The following is a 26,598-nucleotide window of genomic DNA, read 5'->3' as shown; positions in this document are numbered from 1 at the left end:
GCGCACCCCTGCTCGTGAGGCGGCTCACAGCCCGGCTGGGATGCATGGCGTAACCCCGCGGGAGGTGCTTCGTTGAGCGGGCAGGGAACCGCACTGGATCCGCCCTCCCTCCCAGGATCCGGTGCACGGTGTCCGCCGTCCCTCGCCCGGCATCACATGGGGTGTGCCGGCCGCCAGGCGGACACCTTTTGCATGTGTCGGCCGCCCGCCGCCTCTCAGGTCAGGCCGCGCCGAGCTCGGCCGCCACGCGGTCCCGCGTGCGGATCGCCGCGCGGCTCGTGGTCACCAGTGCCAGCACGGCCACCCCGACTCCGCAGCCGGCCACGAGCGACCACGCCGTGTGCGAGGCCGCGGCGAGGCCGGTCGACGCTGGTCCGTGCAGGTGGGCGTAGGTGACGGTCGGGAGCGTGGCCACGCCGAGCGACATGCCGACCTGCCGGCTGGTCGAGGCGATGGCCGCGGCGACGCCTGCCTGGGCGCGGGGCATCCCCGAGACCGCGGCGTTCGTGATCGGCGCGTTGAGCATGCCGAACCCGATCCCGAAGGCGAGGTAGGCCAGGCCGAGGTAGGCGAAGGAGGTCCCGTCCTCGATCCTGAGCAGCATCGTGCCGCTCAGGGCGATGCCACCGCCGGCCACGAGCATCGGCAGCCGCGGTCCGACGACTCCGACCACCCGGCCGGAGATCGGCGACATCAATGCCGTCGCTCCTGCCATCGGGAGGGTCATCAGGCCGGCCTGCAGCGGCGACAGCTGACGGACGTCCTGCAGGTAGAGGGTGTTGAGGAACAGGAACCCGCCCATGGCGCAGAACCCGAGGATCGCACTCGCGACCGCTCCGCTGAACGGGATGCTCGCGAAGAACCGGGGATCCAGCAGCGGTTCGGTACGCCGCAGCTCGTGCGCCACGAGCACGACCAGGGCGACTCCTGCTCCGGCGAAGCAGCCGAGGACGGTCGCCGAGCCCCAGCCGAAGGTGCGTCCCTCGATGATGCCGAAGGTGAGGCTGGCGAGCAGGGCAACGACGAGCGCCTGTGCGAGCGGGTCGAGTCGGCGCACGCGGTCAGCGCGCGACTCGGGGACGAAGAGCGAGCTCAGCACGATGGCAGCGACGACGACCGGGATGTTGAGCCAGAAGATCGCGCGCCATCCGATGCTGTCGACGAGCACGCCGCCGAGCACGGGGCCGAGCGCCATGCTGAGGCCGACGGTGGCGCCCCAGATCCCGATGGCCTGGGCGCGCTCCTTCGGCTCGCGGAACGTGTTGGTGATGATCGACATCGCGACCGGGTTGAGCATCGACCCACCGGCAGCCTGGGCGGTGCGGGCTGCGATCAGGACGCCGGGTGTCTGCGCCGCGGAGCAGAGCAGCGATCCGACGCCGAAGAGCACCAGGCCGCACTGGAACACCCGACGCCGCCCCAGGCGGTCGCCCGTCGATCCCGCGAGCATCAGCAGGCTCGCGAGCACCAGGGTGTAGGCGTCGATCACCCACTGCAGCTGGCTGCCGTCCGCGCCCAGGTCGCGGCGGATCGACGGCAGCGCGAGGTTCACCCCCGTCGCGTCGATCCCCACGATGAAGAGGCTGAGGCAGCAGATGGCCAGGACGCCCATGCGTCGCCCGTGCGCGAGGTCCTCGGATGCCGGTGCCACCGTGCTCATGCCTCCGCCGCCGCGCGCATCTTGTCGACCAGCCTCGCCAGCTCGCGTCGCTCCGCGTGGGTCAGCGTCGCGACCGGAGGTGGAACGACGCCGGGCAGCGTCCGGAGGTGCTCCATCAGGTCGCGCCCCGACTCGGTGATGGTCACCAGCTTCATCCGCGCGTCCTGCGGGTGGGTGACCCGCTCGGCGTACCCCCGCTCGACGAGGTCGTCGACGATGCCCGACATGGCGGAGGCATCGACGCGCATCGCCTCGGCGAGCTCCCGCTGCGACCAGCCTCGGTCCTCGACGCGGCGCAGGGCGCGGTAGCGGCTCCACGGCATGCCGGAGGCCTCCTGGAGCAGGCCCTGTGCGAGCAGCTTGTGGTCCATCACCAGGCCCATCAGGCCCATCCAGACCGCGATCGGATCCGAACTAGTTGTACGCATGCAACGATTGTATTCATGCAACTAAAACGGGAAGTTGCTCCGGACGGCGATAGGGTCAGACGTCGAGGGGCCGGTAGCTCAATCGGTGGCCCGGTGTCAGCTACGTCGTGAGCCGATTCAACAAAGGCCCACCCGCACGCCAGATCTGGCGTGGCGGTACTGTCCGACCACGCGGGCCAGTAGCTCAGCCGGTTAGAGCAAGCCACTCATAATGGCTCGGTCGTGGGTTCAAGTCCCACCTGGCCTACTACGCTGTTCTGCTGCGGGTCGGCGGAAACGGGTGCACCTTGGGTGACATGCGCACGTTGTTTCAGAACAAGGTTCTCGCGATCGTGGCCGCAATCTGTCTGGTCGTCGCTGTCGGGGCGGCAGCGGCGCTCGTGATGCTTCCGTCGCTCGTCACTGTGCGTGGCGCCCTGTTGCTGTCCGACCTCGGAGACCCGGCAAGCGACGACGGCACATCATGCATCGCCCGCGGCGGTTACTCGGACATCGGCGAGGGCACGCAGGTGGTTGTCCGCGACAGTGGCGGTAAGACCGTATCTGTCGGGTCCCTGGAGGCTGGGACACGTGAGGAGGCATACGGCATCTGCACGTACCGCTTCACCGTGAAGGATGTGAGTGGCGACTGGCCCATGTCGGTTGAGGTGTCGCATCGGGGGCAGATCGTGTTCGGTAAGGACGATGCGGATGGAGTGGTCGTGACGCTCGGCTCCTGAAATGACGGCAGCCCCGCTCCCAGCTCACTTTGAAGGATGGAAGCGGGACAGTTCAACCCCGCCGCTGCTGACGACGGAGACCATGCGCCGGCGAGCCGAGCCAGCCGATGATCTCCGGGTCATGGGTCGACCCCACCCGATCTACGACGCCGCGTGGCGCGTGCTCGCGGCGGCCCAGGCGGCGAGCAGGGCGATCTCCTCGGCGGCGTCGAACAGGTAGGTCCACCTGATCCGGCCCTGTGGCACGTAGACGAGGTCGATGGCCAGCAGTGTGCCCGCTGTCGCTACGCCGATCCGCCGCGCGTGCTTCCAGTCGGCGGGTGTACCGGCCTGCCACTGGGCCCAGCCGAGCCCGGTGAGAAGTCCTCCGACGGTGTGCTCGAGCCAGCGGTCCGCCTTCGGTCCGAAGACGGCCTCGAAGCTGCGCAGGTGCAGGAGGGGCCAGAGGCCGCCCGCCATGTTGAAGGCGCCGTGCACGCGGGCGAGGACCGCCGGCTCGAGCAGGCGGCTGGGGAAGCGGTCGGGCGCCGTCGTCATGCTGGGGCGGTACCCGGAGGCGTCAGGAGCACGCGGGCCGGCAGCGCCGTACGCTCGGGACGTGCACGCCGAGCAGCCGACCGTTGCGTCGATCCACGTCGCCAAGGCGCGGCGCCTCCCGATGCGGCCGGTCGAGTCCGTGCTCGCCGAGGCGGGCAAGGGCCTCGTCGGTGACCGGTACCACGGCACGAGGCACCGCCACGTGACGGTGCAGTCGGCCGACGGGCTGGCCGAGGCGGCGCGCATCCTCGGCCGCGACGTCGACGCCACGGGCACCCGCCGCAACCTGACGCTCAGCCACGGCGTCGTGCCCACTGCGCCCGGGACACGCCTCCGGATCGGCGAGGTGCTCCTCGAGGTAGTGCGCGTCGCAGCCCCGTGCAAGCTGCTCGAGGACGACCTCGGGCCGGGCGCGATGGAGGCGCTGCGGCGAGGCCGTGGGGGAGCGATCTGCCGCGTGCTGGAGGGCGGCGAGATCCGTGTCGGCGCCCCGGTCGAAGTCAGCGAACCCGCCTGACGGCACCCGGTGGAACTTGTGACACCTCCCGAGTTCCGGTTGACTCGCTGCACCGATCGGTGCGGGAGAGGAGGGCGTCATGCTTCGTTTCGACGGGTTCGGCGCCTCGGACCGCGGGCCGGTACGGGAGGTCAACGAGGACGCCGGTTTCCTCTCGGCGAGTGTCCTGGTCGTCGCTGACGGTGTCGGCGGTTCGGCTGCCGGCGAGGTCGCGTCGGCCACGACGGCGTACGTCTTCGCGCGGGCGGCCACCCCCGGCACCCACCCGATGCTCTCCCTCGACAAGGCCGTACGCCGCGCGGTCGACGTGCTCTCCGGGGCCGAGGCCGCCGATGAGCATCGTGGTGGTCTCGCCACGACCCTCACCGCCCTCGCAGTGGACGGCGACCGGGTCGCGCTGGTCCACGCCGGCGATTCCCGTGCGTACCTCCTGAGGTCGGGAGGGCTGGCCCGGCTGACCCGCGACCACACCTACGTCCAGCAGCTGCTCGACGACGGCTTCCTCGAGGAGTCGGGCGTAGCGGCGCACCCGTGGCGCCACGTCGTCACGCGCTCCATCCACGCCCTGCCGATCCCGGACGACGAGCGTCCGGAGTTCACCGAGCTGGCCCTTGTCGCCGGCGACCGGTTGCTGCTCTGCACAGACGGCCTGACCGACTGCCTGACCGACGAGCGGATCGCCGCGCTGCTCGCCGTGCCGCGCGCCGACGAGGCCGCGCGGATCCTCGTCGACGAGGCGCTCCTGGCCGGCGGGCGCGACAACGTCACCTGCGTGGTCGCCGACGTCGTGACCGCGCACCCCACCGCGCGGCAGCGCGTGCCGGGGGAGGGGCTCCGGCTCGGGGCGCTCGCCGACGACGGGAACGTGCTCGCGGCCACCGGCCTCTCGGCGTACTGACGAAACTCACCTGCGACAACGCTGGCAACACGAGGCCTCATCGGTCACAATGAGGCCCATAACTACATATGTGTCACTTGACTGTTCGTGCATCTCCACTGAAGGGCCGCTGGGGAAGGCGTTGTCCGACGCCGGAGATGAAGGAGGGGTCACGTGACCAGCAACCGCACCGCTACCCGGGGTGTTCTCTACGTGCACTCGGCGCCTTCGGCGCTGTGCCCGCACGTCGAGTGGGCAGTCGGCGGCGTCCTTGGCGTCTCCGTGAACCTCGAGTGGATCCCGCAGCCCGCGCAGAGCGGCACCTACCGTGCCGAGCTGTCGTGGACCGGCGCCGTCGGCGCTGCTGCAGCGATCACCTCGGCCCTCCGAGGGTGGAACCACCTGCGATTCGAGATCACCGAGGAGCCCTCACAGGGCACCGAGGGCTCGCGTTACAGCTACACCCCCGAGCTCGGCGTCTTCCACGCCGTCACGGGAGTGCACGGCGACATCCTCATCCCCGAAGACCGGCTGAAGGCATCGGTCGTGAAGGCCGCCCTGGGCGACACCACGCTGATGCTCGAGATCGACAAGCTCCTCGGCAAGCCGTGGGACGACGAGCTCGAGACGTTCCGTCACGCAGGTGACGGGGCGCCCGTCCGCTGGCTGCACCAGGTCGTCTGACCCGGACAGTCAGGTAGCCAGGCAGCGTAGTTAGACACCAGAAGGGCCCCGGTCGTCGACCGGGGCCCTTCTGCACACTCGCGCGGGAGGTCACTCCCACCAGGGATAGAACGGCGGCATCTGCGACGCCTTGCCCGTGAACTGCGGGTCGCGCTTCTCCAGGAACGACGCGACCCCTTCCTTGCCGTCCTCGCGGGACGCGTAGAAGATCGCGAGCGAGTCCGACTCGTGCGCGCGCAGGGGGTGGTCGGCCGCCATGTTGCGGTAGACGAGCTGCCGGGCCAGGGCGGTCGCCACCGGCGACCGGTTCTGCGTGAACTTCCGCGCCAGCTCGTACGCCGCGGGCAACAGCTCCTCAGGCTCGTGCACGGAGCGCACCAGTCCCTGCTCCTGTGCCGTCTCGGCCGTCATGATCTCGGCGGAGTAGAGCATCTCGAGTGCGCGCGAGACCCCGACGATGCGGGGGAGGAACCAGGTCGAGCAGGCCTCGGGCGTGATCCCGATCTTGCCGAAGACGAAGCCGATGCGTGCCTTCGTCGACGCGATGCGGACGTCCATCGCGCAGATCATCGTCGCGCCGATGCCGACGGCCGGTCCGTTGACGGCGGCGATGACCGGCTTCTTGCAGTCGTAGATCGCGAGGGTGACCCGGCCGCCGGTGTCGCGGACGCCCACCGCGATCTCCGGAGCGTCGAGGCGCTCGCGCATGTCGGTGATCGTCGGGTCTTGCGACTCGTCGAGCCCGAAGACGTTGCCCTCGCGGGTGAGGTCCATGCCTGCGCAGAAGGCGCGTCCCTCGCCGGTCACCACGATGGCGGCGACGCCGTCGTCGTCGCTCGCCCGGCGGAAGGCGTGCTCGAGCTCGTCGGCCATCTGGACCGTGAACGAGTTGAGGGCGTCTGGCCGGTTCAGCCGCAGCGTCAGGATGCCGTCGGCGACGTCGTAGGCGAGGGTCTCGTAGCTCATGGGAGCGAGGATGTCAGACGGCGGTGGTGATGAGCTCCGCCGCGTCGTCCAGCGTGCTGATCCGGGCGACCTCGGCGTCGGAGATGCGGACGCCGAAGTGCTCCTCGACACCGAGCACGAGCTCCACGAGGGAGAGGGAGTCGACGCCGAGGTCGTCGACCAGCCGCGCGGTCGGGTCGATGGTGTCGGCCGGGACCTCGAGGATGAGGTGCAGGAGTTCGACGAGGCCTGCCGTGATCTCGTCCCTGTCACGCTGGGGCACTGCTGTCACCTCCGGGAAACAATCCGGTCCTACGGTGGGATTCTCGCACTTCCGGCTGGTGGCCGCCCCGCAGGGCGGAGCAAAGGGGTCCTCATGGCGCGTCCGCAGCTCGACCTCCAGTACGTCACGCTCCACGGTCATCGCCGTGCCTACGTGAAGGCCGGCTCGGGACCGGCGCTCCTGCTTCTGCACGGCCTGGCCTGCGACCACAGCACCTGGGACCCCGTGATCGAGGAGCTGGCGAAGCGCTACACGGTCATCGCCCCCGACCTGCTGGGGCACGGCGCGTCGGACAAGCCGCGGGCCGACTACACCGTCGGCGGCTATGCCAACGGCATGCGCGACCTGCTCGCGGTGCTCGGTGTCGAGCGGGCCTCCGTCATCGGCCACTCGTTCGGGGGAGGCGTCGCCATGCAGTTCGCCTACCAGTTCCCCGAGCGGACCGAGCGGCTGATGCTGGTCTCGGCAGGTGGCCTCGGCCGCGAGGTGACACCGCTCATCAAGGTGATCCAGGCGCCGGGATGGGAGACGCTGATGCGCGTCCTGACCCGTCCCTTCCTCCGGCCGGTCGTCACAGGGGTGCTGCGCGCCTCCCGGGACCTGTGGCCCGCCTACACCCGCGACCTCGACGAGGTCGCCGCGATCGTCGACTCCTGGCAGGACCGGCGCACGCGCTTCGCGATCCGTCACCTCGTCAACGCCGTGATCGACTGGCGCGGCCAGGTGATCTCGATGGCCGACCGGTTCTACCTGACCGAGAGCATGCCCTTCGCTGCGATCTGGGGCGCCGACGACCGCGTGCTGCCGGCCCACCACCTGGAGACGGTGCGCCACCTCGCGCCGGGCGCGATGACCGAGCTGCTCGAGGACTCGGGCCACTTCCCGCACAAGGACCACCCGGCGGCGTTCGTCGCGTTCGTCGACGCCTTCATGGCCTCGCCCGCGCCGGCGTACGACAAGGACGGGATGGTGGCCCTGCTGCGGCGCGGACCGCTCGTCGACGTGCCTGTCGCGCAGATGGGCGACGCTCCGGTGGACCCGGTCGCAGCGCCGGCCTGATCGCGTGTGAGGCTTGCACCCGGGGGCCGTTGTCCGCTGGACTGGCCCCAGCCCGGCAGCAAGCCGGGCGCTTACCGCGAGCCAGGAGGCGTCAGTTGAGTTCCACCACGGGCGATGAGACCGCCCAGACATCCACGGTGGCCGGTCGGCTCGGGCTCAAGCCCGGCATGGCCGTCCAGGAGCTCGGGTGGGACGACGACACCGACGACGACCTGCGCATCGCGATCGAGGACGCGATCGACGCCGACATGGTCGACGGCGACCAGGGCGACGTCGTCGACGTCGTCGTGCTCTGGTGGCGTGAGGACGACGGTGACCTCGTCGACGCCCTCGTCGACGCCCTCACGGACCTCGCGGGCGGCGGCGTCATCTGGCTGCTGACCCCCAAGGTCGGCCGCCCCGGCGCGGTCGACCCGGCCGACGTGGCCGAGGCCGCGCCCATCGCGGGCCTCTCGCAGACCACCACGGCCACCGTGAGCAAGGACTGGTCGGCGACGCGCCTGGTCGCGCCGAAGACCGCCTCCCGCTGAACCAGGAGTCACCACTGTGCAGAACGTCCCTCAGGTCCTGCGTGTCCTCGCCCGCGCGGGCATGGTCCGTCCGATCGGCCCGCTCGCCGGCGTGAAGACGCTGGTCACGCTCAAGGGCTTCGGCCTCGGTCCGGCCGGCGGCTTCACCGCCCTGGCGCACCGTGCGCCGCGGGCGATCGGCCTGATCGACGAGCTCGGTGAGCTCACCTACCAGCAGATCGACGAGCGCTCCAACGCGCTCGCCCACGCCCTCGCCGGCCTCGGGGTGAGTGCCGGTGACAGCGTCGCGATCATGTGCCGCAACCACCGCGGCTTCGTCGATGCCTCCATCGCGACCGCGAAGCTCGGCGCGGACATGCTCTACCTCAACACGGCCTTCGCCGGCCCGCAGCTGGCCGAGGTCATCGAGCGCGAGAAGCCGACGGTGGTCGTCTACGACCAGGAGTTCACCGGTCTCCTCTCCTCCGTCGAGGGTGTCACGCGCGTCATCGCGTGGGTCGACGGCGACACGCAGGGCGTACCCGACGTGGAGACGCTGATCGCGACCTCGCCGACGGCCGCGCCGAAGGCACCCTCGCGCCAGGGCCGGATCATCATCCTGACCTCCGGCACCACCGGTACGCCGAAGGGTGCCCCGCGGTCGGAGGCCGGCCTCGACGCCGCGGCTGCGCTGCTCTCGCGCATCCCGTTCAAGCGCGGCCAGCGGATCCACGTCGCCGCCCCGCTGTTCCACACCTGGGGCCTCGCGCACTGGATGCTCGCGATGCTCCTGGAGACGACCATCGTCCTCTCGCGCCGCTTCGACCCGGAGGAGTTCCTCCGGATCCTCGACGAGCAGCGTTGCGACGGAGCGATCGTCATCCCGGTCTTCCTCCAGCGCGTGCTGCAGCTCCCGGCCGAGACCCGCGCGAAGTACGACCTGTCCCGCCTCAAGGTCGTCGCCTCGTCGGGCTCGGCGCTGCCCGGCGACCTCGCCACGGAGTGGATGGACGCCTTCGGCGACAACCTCTACAACACCTACGGCTCGACCGAGGTCGCCTATGCCTCGATCGCCACGCCCGAGGACATGCGCTCCGCGCCGGGCACGGCGGGCAAGCCGCCGCTGGGGGCGACCGTGCGCCTCTTCGACGGCAACGACAAGCCGGTCGGCCCGCTCGACTCCGGCCGGATCTTCGTCGGCAACTCGATCCTCTTCGAGGGCTACACCGGTGGCGGCGGCAAGGCCGTCATCGACGGTCTCATGTCGTCGGGCGACGTCGGTCGCTTCGACAGCGAGGGCCGGCTCTTCGTCGAGGGCCGCGACGACGACATGATCGTCTCCGGCGGTGAGAACCTCTTCCCGCAGGAGGTCGAGGACTGCCTCGTCCGCATCGACGGCGTCGTCGAGGCTGCCTGTGTCGGCGTCGACGACCCCGACTTCGGCAAGCGCCTGCGCGGCTTCGTGGTCGTCGAGGAGGGCTCGACCCTCACCGAGGAGCAGCTCAAGGAGCACGTGCGCGACAACCTCGCCCGCTTCAAGGTGCCGCGCGAGATCGTCTTCGTGCCCGAGCTGCCGCGCAACGCCACCGGCAAGATCCTCAAGCGTGAGCTCGTGACCTGGACCCCGGGGTCCTGATCGTGAGCGCTGCGCCTGCCATGCCCGGGGACGGAGCCGTGCGTCCTGTCGCCGGAGACCTGGCCCCGGACTTCACCCTGCGTGACCAGTTCGGCCAGGACGTCAGGCTGTCGTCCTACCGCGGGCGGAAGTCGGTGCTCCTCTTCTTCTACCCGTACGCGTTCTCCGGAGTCTGCACCGGTGAGCTCGGGGGAGTGCGCGACCGCCTCGACGAGTTCCTGACCTTCGACAGCGAGCTGCTCGCGATCTCGTGCGACCCGACGTACTCGCTGCGGGCCTTCGCCGACCAGGACTCGCTCAACTTCCCGCTGCTCTCCGACTTCTGGCCGCACGGCGCGGTCTCGTCGGCGTACGGCGTGTTCAACGCAGCGAAGGGATCACCCGAGCGCTCGTCGTTCCTCGTCGACACCGACGGCGTGGTGCGCTGGGCGATGCACAACGCGCGTCACGAGGCACGCGACCTGGCCACGCACCTGGAGCAGCTCCGCGCGCTCGGCTGAACGACGCAGGGACCAACTGGTCTGGACCAGTCAGGACGGGTTCCGGCTATTTCATGGATTCGCCGGACAACGTGGTCGTCGATGCGACAGGATTCAGGTGTTGCGACCGCTGGGGACCCGAGACCCCGGCGGTCGCATCTTTCATTTCCGGGGTTGATTCCGCCCTCGCGCCTCGTCTCGCGTAGGGTTCCGGAGGCCCGTCTGCGGGCCACGGGCGTGTAGCTCAGCGGTAGAGCTTCCGGTTTACACCCGGACGGTCGGGGGTTCGAACCCCTCCGCGCCCACCACCGTTCGTCGTGCGGTTCGTGCCGCTCGGCGCGTAGCCCTCGCGGTGCCGGTGTGGCTCGTGCCACAGTCGGTCCCATGTTCGTGCCCTTCAGTGTCCGGGACTTCCTGGACCGCGCCGAGACCGTCTACGCCGACCGGGTCGCCCTCCTCGACGAACCCGACCAGCCTGCCCCGCCGCTGCCGCGGCTGACCTGGCGGGAGGTCGCGGACCTCGCCCGGCGCCAGGCCGCGAAGCTGGACGAGCTGGGCATCGAGCCGGGCGACCGGGTCGCCGTGGTCTCGCAGAACAGTGCGCGGCTGCTGACCTCCCTCTTCGGCGTGCCGGGGTGGGGCCGGGTCCTCGTGCCGGTCAACTTCCGGCTCTCCGTCGAGGAGATCCGCTACATCGTCGGGCACTCGGGCGCCCGCGTGCTCTACGTCGACCCGGAGCTCGCCGAGGCGCTGGCCGGCGTCGAGTGCGAGCACACCTTCGTGCTGGGCGACGACGAGGACCTCTACGCGCCGCCGGGCGCGGAGCCGAAGGCATGGCAGCACGACGAGGCGGCGACGGCCACGATCAACTACACCTCCGGCACCACCGCGCGGCCCAAGGGCGTCCAGATCACCCACCGCAACATCTGGACGAACACCGTGATGATGGGCCTGCACCTGGGCGTCAGCGACCGCGACGTCTACCTGCACACGCTGCCGCTGTTCCACTGCAACGGCTGGACGATGCCGTTCGTGACGACGGGCCTCGGCGTCCCGCAGGTGCTGCTGCGCAAGGTCGACGGCCTGGAGATCCTCCGCCGCGTGGAGCAGCACGGTGTCACGTTGATGTGCGCCGCGCCGGCCGTCGTGAGTGCCGTGCTCGACGCCCTGCCGCAGTGGGAGGGCGAGGTGCCCGGCCGTGACCGGGTGCGGGTCATCTGCGCGGGGGCGCCGCCGCCGACCAAGGTGATCGTGCGGATGGAGCAGGAGCTCGGCTGGGAGTTCATCCAGATCTACGGGCTCACCGAGACCTCCCCGCTGCTGACGGTCAACCGTCGCCGCGCGGAGTGGGACGAGCTCGCGCCGGAGGACCGTGCGGCCAAGCTCGTGCGGGCCGGCGCGCCGGCGATCGGCATCCGGGTCCGCACCGACGCCGAGGGCGAGGTGCTCGCGCGCGGCAACCACGTGCTGGAGGGCTACTGGGAGCAGCCCGAGGAGTCCGCCAAGGCGCTCGCCGGAGGCTGGTTCCACACCGGCGACGGCGGCGTGATCGACGACGAGGGCTACCTGACCATCAGCGACCGCAAGAAGGACGTGATCATCACCGGCGGCGAGAACGTATCCTCCATCGAGGTCGAGGACTGCCTCTTCTCCCACCCCGACGTCGCCGAGGTGGCGGTGATCGGCGTGCCGAGCGAGAAGTGGGGCGAGACGATCAAGGCCCTCGTCGTCCGTACGCCGGATGGCACCGTCGACGAAGCGACGCTGATCGCGTGGTGCAAGGGGCGCCTGGCCGGCTACAAGGCACCGACGTCGGTCGAGTTCCGCGACGTGCTCGACCGGACTGCCACGGGCAAGCTGCAGAAGTTCAAGCTGCGGGCGCCGTACTGGGAGGGCCGCGAACGCGCGGTCAACTGAGGGCCGGACCGACGAGATGGGGGCGGGAGCGGCCCGGCGGTACCTCGCCGACCAGGAGCGGGCGCTGCTCGACGCGACGGCCCGCCTGCGCGACGGCGACCGCTCGGCGGTGCGCACCAGCCGCGTCGCCGTACGCCGGGCCCGCAGCACGCTGCGGACCTTCCGGGCGTGCTTCCCCTCGGGCCCCGCACGCCAGCTGGACGCCGCGCTGGTGGCGCATGCACGGCGGCTGGGGACGGTCCGCGACCTCCAGGTGCTGGACGACGTCTTCGTGACGGGCGTGGCGGGCGAGATCTCCGATGCACTGTCCGGGTGGATCCACGACCGCCTCGGTGCCGAGCTCGAGGCAGCGTGGCACGACGCCTCCGCGGCGGTGGCGGCCGCGGACGACGGCGAGCTGCGCAGCCGCTTCAGCGCGGTGCTGGAGGCGACGGCGCCCGGCGACGTCCGGATGCGCAAGCGGGCGCGTGCGGCTGCGCGGCGGGCGGCGAAGCGACTGGCAGGTGCCTGCGGGGACCCCGATGCGCTTCACGACGCGCGCAAGGCGGCCAAGAGGGCGCGCTACGCCGCCGAGGTGACCGGGAAGGTCGGCCAGGCCGCTCGACAGCAGCACGTCCAGCGGGTGCTCGGCACGCACCACGACCTCACGGTCGCCGCGCGCTGGCTGGCGGCCGCGCCGGTGGAGCCCGCAGCACGTCCGGAGGCGCTGCGCCTCGTCGGCCGGCTCGAGGTGGCGGCCACGGACTGCCTCGGTGGGCTCGCGTGAATAGGGTGGGCGCATGAGCCAGACCCTCGGTGACGTCGTCTCCCTCCTGCACTCCTGGTACCCGCCGGCCACGGCGGACTCGTGGGACGCGGTCGGTCTCGTGCTGGGCGATCCCGCGGCGCCGGTCAGGAAGGTCCTCTTCGCGGTCGACCCGACGGAGGCGGTGGCCCGCGAGGCTGCGGAGTGGGGTGCCGACCTGCTCGTCGTGCACCATCCGCTCTTCCTCACCCCGGTGACGAGCTTCGCAGCGACCACGCCGAAGGGCCGCACCGCGGCGACGCTCGCCGGGGCCGGTTGTGCGCTGCTGACCGCCCACACCAACGCCGACCAGGCCGTCGACGGGGTCTCCGAGGCGATGGCGAAGGCCCTGGGGCTGACGGACCTGGCGCCACTCGTCCCGGCACCGGCGGAGGCCCTCGACCGGCTCGCCGTCTACGTGCCCGCCGACGCTGCCGCGCCCGTCCGGGCCGCCATGGCGGAGGCGGGAGCCGGGGCGATCGGCCACTACGACCACTGCTCGTTCCAGAGCCCGGGGGAGGGACGCTTCCGTCCGCTCGAGGGTGCGGACCCGGCGATCGGCACGGTCGGCAACCTCGAGGTGGTGCCCGAGGAGCGGATCGAGGTCGTGCTGCCCCGCAGCCGTCGCGCCGACGTCGTGCGGGCGCTCCTCGCCGCCCATCCCTACGAGCAGCCCGCCTACAGCGTCGTGGAGGTGGCGGATCCCGGCATCGCCGAGGCCGGCACCGGGCGCCGTGGCGTCATCGAGCCGATGACGCTGGCCGCCTTCGCGGAGTCCGTGGCCGCCGCGCTGCCGGAGACCGCGGGCGGCGTACGCGTCGCGGGCCAGCCTGACCGCGAGGTCAAGCGGGTCGCCGTGTGCGGTGGGGCCGGCGACTTCCTCCTCGACCGGCTCGCCGGCTCCGACGTCGACGTCTACGTGACGTCGGACCTGCGGCACCACCGGGCGGCCGAGTTCCTCGAGGCCGGAGGCCCCGCGCTCATCGACGTCGCCCACTGGTCAGCGGAGTGGACGTGGCTTCCGGTGGTCCGGGCGAAGCTGCAGGAGGCGTTGGGCGATACGGTGGAGACCCGCGTCAGCACGATCCGCACGGATCCGTGGACCGCGCGGATCTGAGCTCGCAACAACTCAACCCAGGAGTCACCGGTGAAGGCCGATCCCGCCGTCCAGGCCCAGCTTCTCGAGGTCGCGGACCTCGACGCCCGCATCGCCCAGCTGAAGCACCAGCTGACCTCGCTCCCGGAGATCGCCGAGCTCGCCACGCTCGCTGCGGAGGAGACCGCGCGCACCAACCGGATGCGTGACGCGAAGATCCGGGTCGACGACCTGACCAAGGAGCAGAAGAAGGCCGACGCCGACGTCGAGCAGGTCCGTGCGCGCCGCGAGCGCGACCGCAGCCGGCTCGAGCAGGGCGTCATCACCGACCCCAAGCAGATCCAGGCGATGACCCACGAGCTGGAGTCGCTCGAGCGCCGCATCGGCGTTCTCGAGGACGAGGAGCTCGAGGTCATGGAGATGCTCGAGGCCGCACAGATCGAGCTCGCCAAGGCGGAGCAGGCCGTCGCCGAGTCCGTCGAGCAGCGTGAGGTCCTCGAGGCCCGTCGCCTGGAGAAGTCGGTCTCGCTGGAGCGCGAGCTCGACGGCGCCCAGCGCCGGCGCGTCGACGCGGTCGTCGGCGTCGACGCTCCGCTGCTCGCCCTCTACGACCGCCTGCACGAGTCGCGCGGCATCGGCGCAGGAGCCCTGCGCGCCCGCACCTGCGGCGGATGCCAGCTGACCCTCAACCCCGGCGACCTGGCCGAGCTGGCCAAGGCGCCGGCCGACGAGGTGCTCCGCTGCCCGGAGTGCGAGCGGATCCTGGTCCGCACCTCCGAGTCGGGCATCTGAGCCGATGACCCAAGGCCAGACGGCCGGCCTCGACGGGTCGACGAGCTCCGCACCGGCACGCGGCTGGGGCCGGCCCGGCATGGCGCCGACCCGGATCGTGCTGGTCCGCCACGGCGAGACCGACCACACCACCGACAAGCGCTTCTCCGGCGGCCTCGCTTCCGCGAACCCGCCGCTGAACGAGCTGGGCCGGCGCCACGTGCGCGAGACGGCGCAGTGGCTGGCGACCGTGGCCGACCAGGTCGACGTCGTTCTCTCCTCGCCGGTACGCCGCACCCTCGAGTCCGCCGAGATCATCGCGGAGGTGCTCGGTCACCACGAGGTGCTCGTCGACGACGGCTTCGCCGAGATGGAGTTCGGCACCTGGGACGGGATGACCTTCATGGAGGTCTCCGAGGCCTACCCCGACGAGCTGACGTCGTGGTTCGGGGACCTCGACCACGCCCCGGGCGGCGGCGAGTCCTTCCGCACGGTCCAGGCCCGCGTGCTGGCCGGCCTCGAGCGGGTCATCGAGTCCCACGCCGGCAAGACCGTCGTGCTGGTCAGCCACGTGACGCCGATCAAGACGCTCGTGGCCCAGGCGCTCGGTGCACCACTGGAGTCGCTCTACCGGATGGAGCTCCAGCCCGCGTCGGTGACCGTGCTGAGCTGGTTCCTCGGCGGCGAGACGGGCGACCAGCCGATGGCGTCGATGCGGGTGTTCAACGCGACCCCGGGAGCGCACTGGGACGGCGCGTTCCCGCTCTGAGTCCCCTCAGAGCTCGCTGACCACGACGTCGAGCTGGGTGCCCTTCTTCGTCGGTTCGTGCACCTCGACGTCCCAGCCGAGCTCGACGAGCAGGTCGGCGAAGCCGTCAGGTGTGCGCGGCGCGCCGCCGTGCTCGAGGACGGCGCGGACGATCCGGCCCTTGGTCGCCTTGTTGAAGTGCGACACGACCTTGCGGGTGCCGTTGTGCTCGTGCAGCACCCGGACGGTGGCCACGCGGGTGGCGAGGTCGGCCGGCGGGCGCCAGAACGCGGCGTACATCCCGGACCGGAGGTCGACGAGCAGTCCGGAGCCGAGCGCCTCGGCCATGACCGGCTCCAGGGCCTCGCGCCACACCCCGGCGACGGCACCGAGGCCGGGGAGCGCGACGTCTCCCGAGAGCCGGTAGGAGGGGATGGGGTCGCCGGGCCGTACGAGGCCGAAGAGCGAGGAGGCGATGCCGATGCGGGTGTTCGCGCGGCGCTTGGCGGCGGGCGAGAGCGTGGCGAAGTCGAGGGCGTCGTAGAGGACACCGGTGTAGATCCGGTCGGCGCGCGCGGTCGGGGCCGTGCGCAGACGGGCGTTGAGGTCGACCAGGTCGGACTGGGACACGCCGAGCCCGAGGGTGGCCGCGGCCTGCTCGAGCAGGAGCGCGTTCTGGGTCGGCACCGACGGGTCACGGTGGACGTCGCACAGCTCGACGAGGGCGTCGAGGACGCGCTCGCGAGCGGGCGTGAGCGCGGGGGAGCCGAGGGCGGCCAGGTCGAGCGGCTTCCCGCGCCGGGGCGCGGCCTTGCCCTCGCTCGGGGGAAGCAGGATCAGCACCCGCCAAGGCTAATGGTGGGGCGTGTCGTCGCGGGGCCAGTGGCTAGGGTGCTGGACATGGCGAAGCGCGTGGTCCGGGTCCGTTCCGTCTCCGACGGCGTCGCTGCAGCGACGCTGCGCGCGGGGGTGAAGGCGCTGCAAGGCGAGCTCGGGGTGACCCCGGAGTTCGCACCGGACGTCGAAGCAGCCGCGGAGAAGGCGGCGGCCGGGCCCCGTCTCCCGCAGCTGGACCGCACCGACGTCCCGCTCGTCACCATCGATCCCGAGGGCGCCATGGACCTCGACCAGGCGCTCCACATCGAGAAGGCCGACACCGGCTACGTCGTGCACTACGCGATCGCCGACCTCGCCGCCTTCATCGCGCCGGGTGACCCGGTCGACGTGGAGGCCAACCAGCGCGGCGAGACGCTCTACGGAGCCGACGACAAGATCCCGCTGCACCCGAAGCCGATCTCCGAGGCGGCCGGGTCGCTGCTGCCCGGCCAGGTCCGGCCCGCCCTGTTGTGGACCATCACCCTGGACGCGCAGGGCAACCAGACCGACGCCAAGGTCGAGCGCGCGCTGGTGACGTCACGCGCGAAGCTCTCCTACGACGGGGTGCAGGGTGACATCGACGCCGGCACCGCCGATCCGGTCTTCGGCCTGCTGAAGGAGGTGGGCGAGCTCCGGCTGGCCCTCGAGGCCGAACGGGGCGGAGTCACCCTGCCGATCCCCGAGCAGGAGATCGACGTCGACGGCGACACCTGGCGCCTGGAGTTCCGCGCGCAGGCGCCGGTCGAGCAGTGGAACGCCCAGATCTCGCTGCTCACCGGCATGGCGGCGGCGAGGATCATGCTCGACGGTGGCGTCGGCATCCTGCGCACGCTGCCCGACCCGGACCCGCGTGACGTCGCCCGGCTCCGGCGTACGGCGCACGCGCTGAAGGTGGACTGGCCCGCGGGTCAGGACTACCCGGCGTTCCTGCGCACGCTGGACCCGACGAAGCCCGCCCACGCCGCGGTGGCGGCTGCGTCCACCAGCCTGCTGCGCGGCGCCGGCTACGTCGGGTTCAACGGCACGAAGCCGGAGCAGACCCGCCACAGCGCCATCGCCGCGGAGTACGCCCACGTGACCGCGCCGATCCGGCGGCTCGTCGACCGCTACGCCCTCGAGTGCTGCGTCGCGCTCTGTGCGGGCGAGCCGGTGCCGGACTGGGTGCTCGCGCGGCTCGACACCCTCGCCGAGACGATGCGCGAGTCGGGACGCCGCGCGCGCAGCTACGAGGGCGGTGTGCTCGACCTCGTCGAGGCCGGCGTGCTCTCCTCCCGCGTGGGCGAGACGTTCGACGCCGTCGTCGTCGACGTGGACGAGAAGCGGCCGAGCCGTGGCCGGATCACGATCGCCGAGCCTGCCGTCGAGGCGGACGCGACGAGCACCGGCACCCTCCCGCTCGGCGAGGAGATCCAGGTGAAGCTCGTGGAGGCGGACCCGGTGAAGCGACGGGTGACCTTCAGCGCCTGATCGGCACTACACTCACGCCTGCGGAAGGGCTGGCCGGGCGACCGCGTTCGCTCCCTCGGGAGCGGCCGAGGAAGGTCCGGGCTCCACAGGGCAGGGTGGTCGCTAGCGGCGACCCGGGGTGACCCGCGGGACAGTGCCACAGAGAACAGACCGCCTGGCAACAGGTAAGGGTGAAACGGTGGTGCAAGAGACCACCAGTACGCCGGGTGACCGGCGTAGCTAGGTAAACCCCACCCGGAGCAAGTTCAAACAGTGTGTGCGACCGGTTCGCCGGTCAGAAGGCGGCCCGCCGGAGCACACGGGTAGAGCGCTCGAGCCTGTCGGCAACGGCAGGCCTAGATGGATGGTCGCCAGCCGGTCGGTCGTGAGGCCGGCCGGGGAACAGAACCCGGCCTATGAGCCAGCCCTTCCGCATCCACGGCTCCGGACCCCGCGATGCGCACGACGCCCGGCCACCCGCCGCGTCAGGCGAGGAGGCGGCCGCCGTCGACGACCAGCTGGACGCCCGTGACGTACGACGCGAGGTCGCTGGCGAGGAAGAGGACGGCGCGTGCGATGTCGTCCGGCGCGCCGATCCGTTGCATCGGGACGCGCTCGAGGAAGGCCGCCAGCACCGCCTCCTGGTCGCCCCCGGCTCCTGCCGCCGCCTGCATGGCGGCCGCACCGGGGGTGGCGACCGCACCCGGTGCGACGGCGTTCACCTGGATCCCGTGAGGCGCGAGCTCCAGGGCGAGGTTCTTGGTGAAGCCCCACACGCCGTGCTTGGACGCGTCGTAGTGCGCCAGGCCGACGGCGGAGGGGTGCAGGGCGTCGATCGAGGTCACGTTGATGATCCGGCCCGTGCCCCGGCTGCGCATGCGCAGCGCCACCTCGCGTGAGCAGAGGTAGGTGCCACGGAGGTTCGTCCTGATCACCCGGTCGAAGTCCTCGGGCGCCATGTCGAGCACGGGAACGCTCGGGAAGATGCCGGCGTTGTTCACGAGGACGTCGACCTGCCCGCGCCAGCCGATCGTGTCCGCCACGAGCCGGCGCACGTCGTCGGGTTCGCCGACGTCGGCGAACATCGCGAAGGCCGAGCGTCCCCGGGCCGTCAGCTCCTCCGCCGTGGCCTCCGCGGCTGCCAGGTCGGCGTCCGCGATCACGACCGAGGCGCCTGCCTCGCTGAGGCGCTCGACGATGCCGCGTCCGATCCCCATGGCGCCACCGGTGACGATCGCCGTCCGGCCGGCGAGGGAGACCAGGTCGGTCAGCGAGGGCAAGCCCAGCGGCGCTGGTGCGACGGTGCCCATCACGCCTCCTCCTCGCCCGCGGCGGTGGTGGTGCCCGCCTGCGGCACGACCACCACGGTCGTGTGGGCGCGCTCGATGACCGCCGTGGCGACCGTGCTGGTGACCAGGCGTGCGAACGAGTCGACGGGGTGCCGGCCGACGATGATGGTGCTCCACATCCCGCTGGTGTCCTGCAGGCAGTCCTGCGCCATTCCGCGGGCGAGCCGGAGGTCGAGCGGGACGTCGGGGAACTTCGGCGAGATCCCGGCGACGCTCTCGCCGAGGAGCAGCCGGTACGCCTCGAGGTCGGGCTCCGTGGCGGAGACCGGTCCGGGGCCCTGGACGGCAGCCAGCTCGTCCCACACGGCGTGGACCACGGTGAGCGTCTCGCCCGTGAGCGAGGCCTGGCGGAAGGCGAACTCGATGACCGGCAGGGACTCGGGCGTGCCGTCGGCGCCGACGAGGATGCCTCCCTGGGCGGACTGGTCGCGGGGCACCGGGCGGCAGACGACAACGGGGCAGGCGGCGTCGCGGCTGACCGCAGCGCTCACCGAGCCGAGCAGCTTGCTGCGGAGGAATCCGCGGCCCCGCGACCCGAGGACGATCATGTGGACCTGGTGCGACAGCTCGATGAGGACGTGACGGGCGGCACCGAACTGGGCGATGCCGGTGACGTCGAGGTCCGGGTGCAGGGCGTGCGCGAGGCGGGCCCCCGCCTGCGCCGTCTCGTGTGCATCGGCGAGCAGCTGCTGGGGGTCGTAGGCATAGGCCGCGCTCATGGTGCCGATGCCGCCGGCCGGGAGGACCTCGGCGTGGGCCGTGGCGAGGACGGTGAGCGGGCGGTGCTCGCGGGAGGCCTGGTCCGCAGCCCACCGGACTGCGCGCCGGGCGTCGTCGGATCCGTCGGTGGCGACGACGATGCTGCTGGCCGGGATGGAGGGGGTGGTGTCAGTCGTGGTCATGGATCCAGCGTGCGACGTCCCCGCCGCGCCCGGTACGGCCCGTGGCCCCCGCATGCGGGGGACCTTCGGCCCCCGGAGGGAGCACGACCGTGCGGTCCACGAGCTCGAGGCCCACCGGGCCGTGGTCGATCCAGAGCACCGAGCGGTCCCGGTGCCCGGTCAGGACCTCGCGGGCGAGCGCTGCTGCAGTCGGGGCGTCGAGGTGCGCGGTCGGCTCGTCCAGCACGAGCACGGCGTGGTCGGCCAGCAACGATCGGGCCAGGCCGAGCCGGGCACGCTCACCGCCCGAGAGCCCGCCGTGCCCGACGCCGAGCCAGGTGCCCAGCCCATCGGGGAGCCCGTCGAGCCAGGTGCCGAGGTGGGCGCGGCGCAGGGCGTCCTCCACCTCCGCGTCGCTTGCATGCGGCCGGGCGAGACGGACGTTCTCGACGAGGGTCGTCGCGAACACGTGGGGGTGCTCGTCCAGCAGCCCGACCTGTCGGCGTACGTCGTCGGGCGCGAGCCGCTGCAGGGCCGCCCCACCGAACCGCGCGTCGCCGCTGGCGGGGTCCAGGAACCGGAGGAGCACCGCTGCCGCGGTGCTCTTGCCCGAACCCGACCGGCCGACCAGTGCGACCCGGTCACCGCGCTGCAGGTCGAGGGTGACCGGCGCCGTCACGGGGCCGTCGGGGCTCCAGCGTGCGGCGACGTCCTCGAACGACACCGCAAGGCCTGCTGCGGCGGCGGGGTCGTCGACCTCCGCCACGGCCGGGGAGGCGGACTCGAGGGCGCGCAGCCGCTCCCGGGCCGCAGCCGTGCGGGCCGCGAGCACGCCGGCATCGGCACACGGCACCGCCACGTCGGCGAGGGCCAGCGGGAGCAGGACGAGCAGCGCCATCACGGGACCCGCCAACGAGCGGTCAGCGACCGGGCCGGCGGTGACCGATGCCATCGCCGCCACTGCGGCGCCGGTGCCGACGAGCACGAGGGTGCGCCCCGCGACGAGCCACGCGGTCGCGGCCGCCTGCACCGCACCGATGCGGGCGCTGAGCAGGGCCGTCCGGTCGGCCTCCAGCAGCGTGCGCTGCCACATGCGCAGCTCGCTCGCGACCTGGACGGTCTCGACGACCGTCTCCGACAGGGCGGCACGGAGGTCGACGAGCTGGTGCTCCGCAGCGTGGGCACCACGTCGCGCGAGGAGGAAGGCGGCCCACCCGAGGACCAGCGACGAGGCGACCACCAGCGACGCGGCGTCCAGCAGGACCCAGGCGACCACGCACGCCATGACGCCGACCACGGTGAACTGGAGCAGCGGCAGGCGGACCCGCAGCTGCTGCTCGACGACGCTGTCGACGTCGTCCACCACGGTGTTCAGCACGTCACCGCGACGGCGACCCAGGCGGCCCGGGACCAGTGGCACCAGGGCGTCGTACACCTCCACGCGCCGCCGGGCGAGCAGGCGCAGGGCCGCGTCGTGCGACCACACCCGCTCCACGTAGCGCAGGATCGGGCGGGCCAGTCCGAAGGCCCGGACGCCGACGATCGCGACCATCAGGGTGAGGACCGGAGGCCGCGAGGAGGCCTGCACGATCAGCCAGCCCGCCGTCGCGGTGAGGGCGACGCCGGAGGCCGAGGCGAGGGCACCCACGGCACCGGCGCCGAGCAGGCCTCGTCGTTCGTGACGGACGCGGTCGCGCGCCTCCACGGGCGGCGGGGGCAGGCTCGACGAGAGCGACCTCGCAGCCGGGCGGCGGGGCCCCGGGAGCGTCGGGGCCATGGGCACCTCGATGACGGTGCCGGCGAGCGCGACCAGGCGCGGGCGATGGGTCACGACCACGACTCCGCGGCGCTGCGCGAGCGTGACCAGCGTGTCGGCCAGGACCTGCTCGGTCAGGTCGTCGAGGTGCGCCGTCGGCTCGTCGAGGAGCACCCAGGGCCGGTCGCTCAGCACGGCCCTGGCCAGGGCGAGTCGAGCGCGCTCACCCGCGGAGAGGGTCGTGCCGTCCTCCCCGAGCGGGGTGTCGAGCCCGAGGGGGAGGGCCCGGACGTGTTCCTCGAGGGCGACCTCTCGCAGCGCCGTCCACAGGGCTGCGTCGGTCGCTGCGGGCTGGGCGATCCGCAGGTTGTCGGCGATGCTCCCCGCCACGAAGCGCGGCTGCTGGGGGAGCCACGCGACCTGGGCCTGCCACGCCGCTCCGCCGACGGCGACACCGCCCGAGGAGATCCTCCCTGCGCCGAGGGGGAGGAGACCTGCGATCGCGGCCAGGAGTGTGGACTTGCCGCATCCGGAGGGACCGGTGAGCGCGGTGAGCCCCCGTGCGGGCACGACGGCCGACAGGTCCCTGATCGCCGGCACAGCCCGCCCGGGCCAGCTCACCGTCACTCCGTCGAGCACGAGGTCGGCCCCGTCGGGAGCCGCCCCGTCGAGCGCAGGGGAGGCGTCCGGTGCCAGCAGGTCGTGGGCGGCGGTGAAGGTCGCCGCGCCCTCCGCGGCGGCGTGGAACTCCGCCCCCACCCGCCGGAGTGGCCAGTAGGCCTCGGGGGCGAGGAGCAGGACGACGAGCGCGGTGTGCAGCCCGAGCGTGCCACCTGCCAGCCGTACGCCGACGGTGACGGCGACGAGTGCGACGGACAGGGTCGCCACCAGCTCCAGCACGGCGGAGGAGGCGAAGGCGATGCGCAGCGTGCGCAGCGAGGCGCGACGGTACCGGTCGGTGACCTCCGCGATCCGCGACGACTGCGCGCGCGCTCGCCGGTGTGCGACCAGCGTGGGCAGGCCGCGCACCACGTCGAGGAAGTGCCCCGAGAGCGCCGCCATCGCCTGCCACTGCTCGTCGGCGCGGTCGCGGGTGGCCAGTCCGACCAGGGCGCCGAAGACCGGGACGAGCGGCAGGGTCGCGAGGACGATCACGGCGCTGAGCAGGTCTTGGGTGGCGATCGCGACCACGGTGAGCGGCGGCAGCAGCGCTGCCACGACGACGGCGGGCACGTAGCGCGTCAGGTAGGGCTCGGCGGCCGCGACACCGCGGGTCGCGAGCACTGCCTCCTCGCCGGTGCCGCCGTCCACGCCGGCCCGGTCGACGTACGCCCGGACGAGGCGGTGGCGGAGGACGGTGCCGACGACCGAGGCGGCGCGGGTGGCGCACGCGTCGCTGAGCGCGGCGGCCGCGGCTCGCAGGGAGAGCACGACCACGACCGCGATCGACCACCCCCGGATGTCGGCACCGTCGAGGACGGAGACCACCAGGCCGGCCACGACCCACGCCTGGGCGAGCACCAGGAGGCCGCCGGCCACTCCCGCGCCGACGACCCCGGCCAGCTGGGTTCGCGCCGGAGCCAGCAGGGCCCGCAGGCGTGGGTCGGTCGGCTTCATCGCGCTGCTGCGGTCGCGACGGGTGACTCCGGGATGTGGTGGGTCGCGATGCGCTGGCGGAACACCCAGTAGGTCCAGCCCTGGTACGCCAGGACCAGAGGCGTGAAGACCACCGCGGTCACGCTCATGATCCGCAGCGTGTACGCCGTCGCGGCGGCGTTGGTCGTGGTCAGGCTCGTGCCCCCGGCCAGCGTGCTCGGCATGACGTCGGGGAAGAGGGCGAGGAAGAGCCCCGCGACCGCCAGCGCGATCGTCGCGAACGTGCCGAGGAACGCCCACCCCTCGCGTCCCGCGTGGGCGGTGAGCCCCGCCCCGACCAGCGCGAGCGCGGCGAGCACGAAGGCCAGCGCCGATGCGGTCGTGCCGGTCTGCTGCTGGGTCCAGGCCAGGAACACGACCGCGAGGACGGCGCTCACCGCCACCGCGGGCACCGCGAGCCGCCGGGCACGGTGGCGGATCTCTCCGTCGGTCTTCAGGGCCACGAAGAGCGCTCCGTGGGTGACGAAGAGGGCGAGCGTGGTCAGGCCACCGAGCAGGGCGTAGGGGTTGAGCAGGTCGAGGAACCCGCCGGCGTACTCCAGGTGGGCGTTGATCGGCACACCCCGCAGGATGTTGGCGAAGGCCACGCCCCACAGCACGGCGGGGACGAACGAGCCGACGATGATCGCGCGGTCCCAGCTCGCCTTCCAGCTCGCCTCGGGCCGCTTCGCGCGGTACTCGAAGGCGAGGCCGCGCACGATGAGCGCGAGGAGGATCAGCAGGAGCGGCAGGTAGAAGCCGCTGAACAGCGTGGCGTACCACTCCGGGAAGGCGGCGAAGGTGGCGCCGCCAGCCACCAGCAGCCAGACCTCGTTGCCGTCCCAGACCGGCCCGATCGTGTTGATCATGACCCGGCGCTCGGTGTCGTCGCGGGCGAGGACCGGCAGCAGCAGGCCGACGCCGAAGTCGAACCCCTCGAGGGTGAAGTAGCCGATCCACAGGACGGCGATGAGGATGAACCAGACGGTGGTGAGCTCCATGGGCTTCTCTTCTCGAGGCGTCAGTAGGCGAACGCGAGCGGACGGTCCCCGCCGGCTCGGTCGGGGTCCGTCGCGGGCTGCGCGTCCTCGGCGCCCTGGCGGATCCACGTGAGCAGCAGGCGCACCTCGACGACTGCGAGCACGCCGTACACGGCGGTCAGGGCGAGCAGCGAGGTCCATGCCTCGGCAGTGGTGAGCCCGGGCGAGACGGAGTGCTCGGTGGTCATCAGGCCGAAGACGGCCCAGGGCTGGCGCCCCATCTCGGTGAAGATCCACCCGAAGGAGTTGGCGAGGAGGGGGAGGAAGGGCACCGCGACAGCGGCAGCGAGGACGCTCCGTCCCTGCGGGGTGCGGCCCTTCCTGGTCGCCCACAGGACCCATGCCGCGACCGCGGCGCCGACGACGCCGAGGCCGATCATCAGGCGGAAGGTCCAGTAGGTGAGCGGAATCACCGGTGTGTAGTCGCCGGGGGAGTAGTACGCCGCTCCGGGATCGGCCCCGTAGGTCTTCTCGTAGGCGGCGCGGAGGTCGTCGATGCCCGTGACCTCACCCTCCGGCGAGCCCGTCGCGAGGAACGAGAGCAGGCCGGGGATCTTGACCGAGAAGGTCTCGTGGGCACCGTCGAGCGTGCCGAGCTGGAAGACGGAGAAGGCGGCCGGCTTCTCCGTCGTGTAGAGCCCTTCGGCAGCTGCCATCTTCATCGGCTGGACCTCGGTCATGACCTTGCCCTGCAGGTCGCCGGTCACGAAGACGCCCGCCGCTGCGGCCAGCATGACCCACGCGCCGGCGCGGACGGCCGGACGGTAGGTCCGGTCCGCCTCTTCCGTGGTGCTGCGACGCAGGTGCCAGAGACCCACGCCGACGACGAAGGCGGCACCGGTCAGGTAGGCGGACAGCAGCACGTGAGGGAAGGTCACCAGCTGCACCTTGTTGAGGAGCACGGCAGCGAAGTCGTCCATCTCCGCGCGGCCGGTCTCCGGGTTGAAGGCATAGCCGACCGGGTGCTGCATCCAGGAGTTCGCGGCGAGGATGAAGTAGGCCGAGAACACGGTGCCGATGTGCACGAGCGTGATGCAGGCGGCGTGCAGCCTGGGGGAGAGCCGGTCCCAGCCGAAGATCCACAGCCCGAGGAAGGTCGACTCGAGGAAGAAGGCGAGCAGGCCCTCGATGGCGAGGGGCGCGCCGAAGACGTCTCCCACGAAGCGCGAGTAGTCGCTCCAGTTCATGCCGAACTGGAACTCCTGCACGATCCCGGTCACGACGCCGATGGCGAAGTTGATGAGGAAGAGCTTGCCGAAGAACTTCGTCAGCCGCAGCCAGCGCTCGTCCCCGGTGCGGACCCAGGTGATCTCGTAGCCCGCGATGATCGCCGAGAGACCGATCGTGATCGGCACGAAGAGGAAGTGGTAGACGGTGGTGATGGCGAACTGCCACCGCGCGATGTCGGTCGGGTCCACGAGGGTGCTCCTGGTGTCAGGGGGAAGCTCGCCGGCAGGCCTCCGGCCCCACCCACGCTAGGCAGCGCCCCACGCACCCGCCCACCGGCGGAGAGCCTGTCCGGGCGGGACTTTCGCCCCTCGCAGCGACATCCGGGGAGGACAGGCGTAGTGTCGACAGAGCAGTCCCTTTACTCGGTGGGGCCCGGACGGAGGCTCCAATGAGCACGGCAACTGATTCTGCTGCGACAGACGAGACGCAGCGCCCCCGTCAGGGGCTGATCATCCGGCCCGACGGCCTGGTCGAGGTCTCCTTCCTGAGCATGCTGACGGGCAGCCCCATCGACGGCGAGTTCCGGGGCACGTCCTGGCGCGCGTTCCTCGAGCAGTGCTCGGCGCTCGACAACGGGCCCGCGACGGCGTTCGCCCGGTCCCTCGGCTGGCGGGGTGAGGGAACGCTCCGCGGGGTGGCTGTCTTCGTCGGTGACGCGCTGAACCCCGACGTCCCCGGTTCCCTGCTCGCAGCAGCGATGCGGATGTGGGACGTCGAGCTCAACTGACGCACCGGG

General features: G+C 71.9%; 26 protein-coding genes, 2 tRNA genes and 1 other RNA gene. 18 read left to right on the top strand and 11 right to left on the bottom strand.

Annotation, left to right across the window (positions count from 1 at the left end; all coding sequences use genetic code 11):
- Window positions 1–220: 220 nt before the first annotated feature.
- A complete protein-coding gene (locus Q5722_RS02060) occupies window positions 221–1,660 on the bottom strand; it encodes a DHA2 family efflux MFS transporter permease subunit (RefSeq protein WP_305026547.1) in 1,440 nt (479 codons plus the stop codon).
- A complete protein-coding gene (locus tag Q5722_RS02055; RefSeq protein WP_305026546.1) occupies window positions 1,657–2,088 on the bottom strand; it encodes a MarR family winged helix-turn-helix transcriptional regulator in 432 nt (143 codons plus the stop codon). Before Q5722_RS02055 ends, Q5722_RS02060 begins: the two co-directional genes overlap by 4 nt.
- 173 nt (window positions 2,089–2,261) lie before the next feature.
- Here Q5722_RS02055 and Q5722_RS02050 point away from each other — a divergent pair.
- Together Q5722_RS02050 and Q5722_RS02045 are read left to right on the top strand one after the other, a co-directional pair.
- Window positions 2,262–2,335 (top strand) — tRNA-Ile (locus Q5722_RS02050).
- Window positions 2,336–2,384: 49 nt separating this feature from the next.
- Window positions 2,385–2,807, top strand: a complete 423-nt coding sequence (locus Q5722_RS02045; protein ID WP_305026545.1) for a hypothetical protein — start codon at window positions 2,385–2,387, stop codon at window positions 2,805–2,807.
- A gap of 141 nt (window positions 2,808–2,948) precedes the next feature.
- Here the strand turns inward: Q5722_RS02045 and Q5722_RS02040 are convergent, their stop codons facing one another.
- On the bottom strand, window positions 2,949–3,344 hold the full coding sequence (locus Q5722_RS02040) for a hypothetical protein (protein WP_305026544.1): 396 nt from the start codon (window positions 3,342–3,344) through the stop codon (window positions 2,949–2,951).
- A gap of 61 nt (window positions 3,345–3,405) precedes the next feature.
- Between Q5722_RS02040 and Q5722_RS02035 the strand changes: the two genes are divergently transcribed.
- The 3 genes from Q5722_RS02035 to Q5722_RS02025 all read left to right on the top strand — a co-directional run bounded on the left by Q5722_RS02035 (window position 3,406) and on the right by Q5722_RS02025 (window position 5,422).
- On the top strand, window positions 3,406–3,861 hold the full coding sequence (locus tag Q5722_RS02035) for an MOSC domain-containing protein (RefSeq protein WP_305026543.1): 456 nt from the start codon (window positions 3,406–3,408) through the stop codon (window positions 3,859–3,861).
- Between the two features lie 79 nt (window positions 3,862–3,940).
- Entirely contained in the window at window positions 3,941–4,759 is an 819-nt protein-coding gene (locus tag Q5722_RS02030) for a PP2C family protein-serine/threonine phosphatase (protein ID WP_305026542.1), read from the top strand.
- 153 nt (window positions 4,760–4,912) lie between these two features.
- Window positions 4,913–5,422, top strand: coding sequence for a DUF3145 domain-containing protein (locus tag Q5722_RS02025; RefSeq protein WP_305026541.1), 510 nt, complete (start codon window positions 4,913–4,915; stop codon window positions 5,420–5,422).
- Between the two features lie 90 nt (window positions 5,423–5,512).
- On the opposite strand, the gene Q5722_RS02020 is transcribed toward Q5722_RS02025, so the two are convergent.
- Both Q5722_RS02020 and Q5722_RS02015 read right to left on the bottom strand, forming a co-directional pair.
- Window positions 5,513–6,388: a crotonase/enoyl-CoA hydratase family protein gene (locus Q5722_RS02020; RefSeq protein WP_305026540.1), complete on the bottom strand. Its 876-nt coding sequence runs from the start codon at window positions 6,386–6,388 to the stop codon at window positions 5,513–5,515.
- A 13-nt stretch (window positions 6,389–6,401) separates the two neighbouring features.
- Complete coding sequence (locus tag Q5722_RS02015) at window positions 6,402–6,650, bottom strand: acyl carrier protein (RefSeq protein ID WP_305026539.1); 249 nt, start codon at window positions 6,648–6,650, stop codon at window positions 6,402–6,404.
- A 93-nt stretch (window positions 6,651–6,743) separates the two neighbouring features.
- Here Q5722_RS02015 and Q5722_RS02010 point away from each other — a divergent pair, with 93 nt between their 5' ends.
- From Q5722_RS02010 to Q5722_RS01965, 10 genes are all read left to right on the top strand, one after another.
- Window positions 6,744–7,709 (top strand): alpha/beta fold hydrolase, encoded by a 966-nt coding sequence (locus tag Q5722_RS02010; protein ID WP_305026538.1) that lies wholly within the window; start codon window positions 6,744–6,746, stop codon window positions 7,707–7,709.
- A 95-nt stretch (window positions 7,710–7,804) separates the two neighbouring features.
- A complete protein-coding gene (locus Q5722_RS02005) occupies window positions 7,805–8,239 on the top strand; it encodes a DUF3052 domain-containing protein (protein ID WP_305026537.1) in 435 nt (144 codons plus the stop codon).
- A 16-nt stretch (window positions 8,240–8,255) separates the two neighbouring features.
- On the top strand, window positions 8,256–9,854 hold the full coding sequence (locus tag Q5722_RS02000) for an AMP-binding protein (protein WP_305026536.1): 1,599 nt from the start codon (window positions 8,256–8,258) through the stop codon (window positions 9,852–9,854).
- Between the two features lie 2 nt (window positions 9,855–9,856).
- Entirely contained in the window at window positions 9,857–10,354 is a 498-nt protein-coding gene (locus Q5722_RS01995; RefSeq protein WP_369415007.1) for a peroxiredoxin, read from the top strand.
- Between the two features lie 212 nt (window positions 10,355–10,566).
- Window positions 10,567–10,641: transfer RNA gene (locus Q5722_RS01990), tRNA-Val, on the top strand.
- A gap of 76 nt (window positions 10,642–10,717) precedes the next feature.
- Window positions 10,718–12,250: an AMP-binding protein gene (locus Q5722_RS01985; protein WP_305026535.1), complete on the top strand. Its 1,533-nt coding sequence runs from the start codon at window positions 10,718–10,720 to the stop codon at window positions 12,248–12,250.
- A 16-nt stretch (window positions 12,251–12,266) separates the two neighbouring features.
- On the top strand, window positions 12,267–13,016 hold the full coding sequence (locus Q5722_RS01980) for a CHAD domain-containing protein (protein WP_305026534.1): 750 nt from the start codon (window positions 12,267–12,269) through the stop codon (window positions 13,014–13,016).
- 13 nt (window positions 13,017–13,029) lie between these two features.
- Window positions 13,030–14,151: a Nif3-like dinuclear metal center hexameric protein gene (locus Q5722_RS01975; RefSeq protein ID WP_305026533.1), complete on the top strand. Its 1,122-nt coding sequence runs from the start codon at window positions 13,030–13,032 to the stop codon at window positions 14,149–14,151.
- Between the two features lie 30 nt (window positions 14,152–14,181).
- The gene (locus Q5722_RS01970) at window positions 14,182–14,922 is read left to right on the top strand and encodes a zinc ribbon domain-containing protein (protein ID WP_305026532.1); all 741 of its coding nucleotides are present in this window, start codon (window positions 14,182–14,184) and stop codon (window positions 14,920–14,922) included.
- A 4-nt stretch (window positions 14,923–14,926) separates the two neighbouring features.
- On the top strand, window positions 14,927–15,670 hold the full coding sequence (locus tag Q5722_RS01965) for a histidine phosphatase family protein (RefSeq protein WP_305026531.1): 744 nt from the start codon (window positions 14,927–14,929) through the stop codon (window positions 15,668–15,670).
- Between the two features lie 6 nt (window positions 15,671–15,676).
- Here Q5722_RS01965 and yaaA read toward each other — a convergent pair whose 3' ends face one another.
- The gene (gene yaaA, locus Q5722_RS01960) at window positions 15,677–16,492 is read right to left on the bottom strand and encodes a peroxide stress protein YaaA (RefSeq protein WP_305026530.1); all 816 of its coding nucleotides are present in this window, start codon (window positions 16,490–16,492) and stop codon (window positions 15,677–15,679) included.
- A 57-nt stretch (window positions 16,493–16,549) separates the two neighbouring features.
- Between yaaA and Q5722_RS01955 the strand changes: the two genes are divergently transcribed.
- The gene (locus Q5722_RS01955) at window positions 16,550–17,992 is read left to right on the top strand and encodes an RNB domain-containing ribonuclease (protein ID WP_305026529.1); all 1,443 of its coding nucleotides are present in this window, start codon (window positions 16,550–16,552) and stop codon (window positions 17,990–17,992) included.
- Between the two features lie 25 nt (window positions 17,993–18,017).
- Window positions 18,018–18,404, top strand: an RNA gene (gene rnpB, locus Q5722_RS01950) — RNase P RNA component class A.
- Window positions 18,405–18,456: 52 nt separating this feature from the next.
- Here rnpB and Q5722_RS01945 read toward each other — a convergent pair.
- From Q5722_RS01945 to Q5722_RS01925, 5 genes are read right to left on the bottom strand one after another with little or no spacing between them, the layout of a single operon-like run.
- Window positions 18,457–19,281, bottom strand: coding sequence for an SDR family NAD(P)-dependent oxidoreductase (locus tag Q5722_RS01945; RefSeq protein ID WP_305026528.1), 825 nt, complete (start codon window positions 19,279–19,281; stop codon window positions 18,457–18,459).
- Window positions 19,281–20,222: a universal stress protein gene (locus tag Q5722_RS01940; protein ID WP_305026527.1), complete on the bottom strand. Its 942-nt coding sequence runs from the start codon at window positions 20,220–20,222 to the stop codon at window positions 19,281–19,283. Before Q5722_RS01940 ends, Q5722_RS01945 begins: the two co-directional genes overlap by 1 nt.
- Window positions 20,209–23,574: a thiol reductant ABC exporter subunit CydD gene (cydD, locus tag Q5722_RS01935; RefSeq protein WP_305026526.1), complete on the bottom strand. Its 3,366-nt coding sequence runs from the start codon at window positions 23,572–23,574 to the stop codon at window positions 20,209–20,211. Before cydD ends, Q5722_RS01940 begins: the two co-directional genes overlap by 14 nt.
- Window positions 23,571–24,593 (bottom strand): cytochrome d ubiquinol oxidase subunit II, encoded by a 1,023-nt coding sequence (gene cydB, locus Q5722_RS01930; RefSeq protein WP_305026525.1) that lies wholly within the window; start codon window positions 24,591–24,593, stop codon window positions 23,571–23,573. Before cydB ends, cydD begins: the two co-directional genes overlap by 4 nt.
- 20 nt (window positions 24,594–24,613) lie before the next feature.
- The gene (locus Q5722_RS01925) at window positions 24,614–26,050 is read right to left on the bottom strand and encodes a cytochrome ubiquinol oxidase subunit I (protein WP_305026524.1); all 1,437 of its coding nucleotides are present in this window, start codon (window positions 26,048–26,050) and stop codon (window positions 24,614–24,616) included.
- A gap of 200 nt (window positions 26,051–26,250) precedes the next feature.
- Between Q5722_RS01925 and Q5722_RS01920 the strand changes: the two genes are divergently transcribed.
- Window positions 26,251–26,589: a hypothetical protein gene (locus Q5722_RS01920; RefSeq protein ID WP_305026523.1), complete on the top strand. Its 339-nt coding sequence runs from the start codon at window positions 26,251–26,253 to the stop codon at window positions 26,587–26,589.
- Window positions 26,590–26,598: the final 9 nt, after the last annotated feature.

The sequence above is a fragment of the Nocardioides jiangxiensis genome (genome assembly GCF_030580915.1).
Lineage (GTDB): Bacteria > Actinomycetota > Actinomycetes > Propionibacteriales > Nocardioidaceae > Nocardioides > Nocardioides jiangxiensis.
Note: the sequence above shows the minus strand (reverse complement) of the source record. Positions and strands in the feature narration are given on the sequence as shown.

Excerpts from the sequence above, each read along its gene's own strand:
- Q5722_RS02060 (WP_305026547.1), bottom strand. The coding sequence starts at position 1,660 with ATGAGCACGGTGGCACCGGCATCCGAGGACCTCGCGCACGGGCGACGC.
- Q5722_RS02055 (WP_305026546.1), bottom strand. The coding sequence starts at position 2,088 with ATGCGTACAACTAGTTCGGATCCGATCGCGGTCTGGATGGGCCTGATG.
- Q5722_RS02045 (WP_305026545.1), top strand. The coding sequence starts at position 2,385 with ATGCGCACGTTGTTTCAGAACAAGGTTCTCGCGATCGTGGCCGCAATC.
- Q5722_RS02040 (WP_305026544.1), bottom strand. The coding sequence starts at position 3,344 with ATGACGACGGCGCCCGACCGCTTCCCCAGCCGCCTGCTCGAGCCGGCG.
- Q5722_RS02030 (WP_305026542.1), top strand. The coding sequence starts at position 3,941 with ATGCTTCGTTTCGACGGGTTCGGCGCCTCGGACCGCGGGCCGGTACGG.
- Q5722_RS02020 (WP_305026540.1), bottom strand. The coding sequence starts at position 6,388 with ATGAGCTACGAGACCCTCGCCTACGACGTCGCCGACGGCATCCTGACG.
- Q5722_RS02010 (WP_305026538.1), top strand. The coding sequence starts at position 6,744 with ATGGCGCGTCCGCAGCTCGACCTCCAGTACGTCACGCTCCACGGTCAT.
- Q5722_RS01985 (WP_305026535.1), top strand. The coding sequence starts at position 10,718 with ATGTTCGTGCCCTTCAGTGTCCGGGACTTCCTGGACCGCGCCGAGACC.
- Q5722_RS01980 (WP_305026534.1), top strand. The coding sequence starts at position 12,267 with ATGGGGGCGGGAGCGGCCCGGCGGTACCTCGCCGACCAGGAGCGGGCG.
- Q5722_RS01975 (WP_305026533.1), top strand. The coding sequence starts at position 13,030 with ATGAGCCAGACCCTCGGTGACGTCGTCTCCCTCCTGCACTCCTGGTAC.
- Q5722_RS01965 (WP_305026531.1), top strand. The coding sequence starts at position 14,927 with ATGACCCAAGGCCAGACGGCCGGCCTCGACGGGTCGACGAGCTCCGCA.
- Q5722_RS01955 (WP_305026529.1), top strand. The coding sequence starts at position 16,550 with ATGGCGAAGCGCGTGGTCCGGGTCCGTTCCGTCTCCGACGGCGTCGCT.
- Q5722_RS01945 (WP_305026528.1), bottom strand. The coding sequence starts at position 19,281 with ATGGGCACCGTCGCACCAGCGCCGCTGGGCTTGCCCTCGCTGACCGAC.
- Q5722_RS01940 (WP_305026527.1), bottom strand. The coding sequence starts at position 20,222 with ATGACCACGACTGACACCACCCCCTCCATCCCGGCCAGCAGCATCGTC.
- cydD (WP_305026526.1), bottom strand. The coding sequence starts at position 23,574 with ATGAAGCCGACCGACCCACGCCTGCGGGCCCTGCTGGCTCCGGCGCGA.
- cydB (WP_305026525.1), bottom strand. The coding sequence starts at position 24,593 with ATGGAGCTCACCACCGTCTGGTTCATCCTCATCGCCGTCCTGTGGATC.
- Q5722_RS01920 (WP_305026523.1), top strand. The coding sequence starts at position 26,251 with ATGAGCACGGCAACTGATTCTGCTGCGACAGACGAGACGCAGCGCCCC.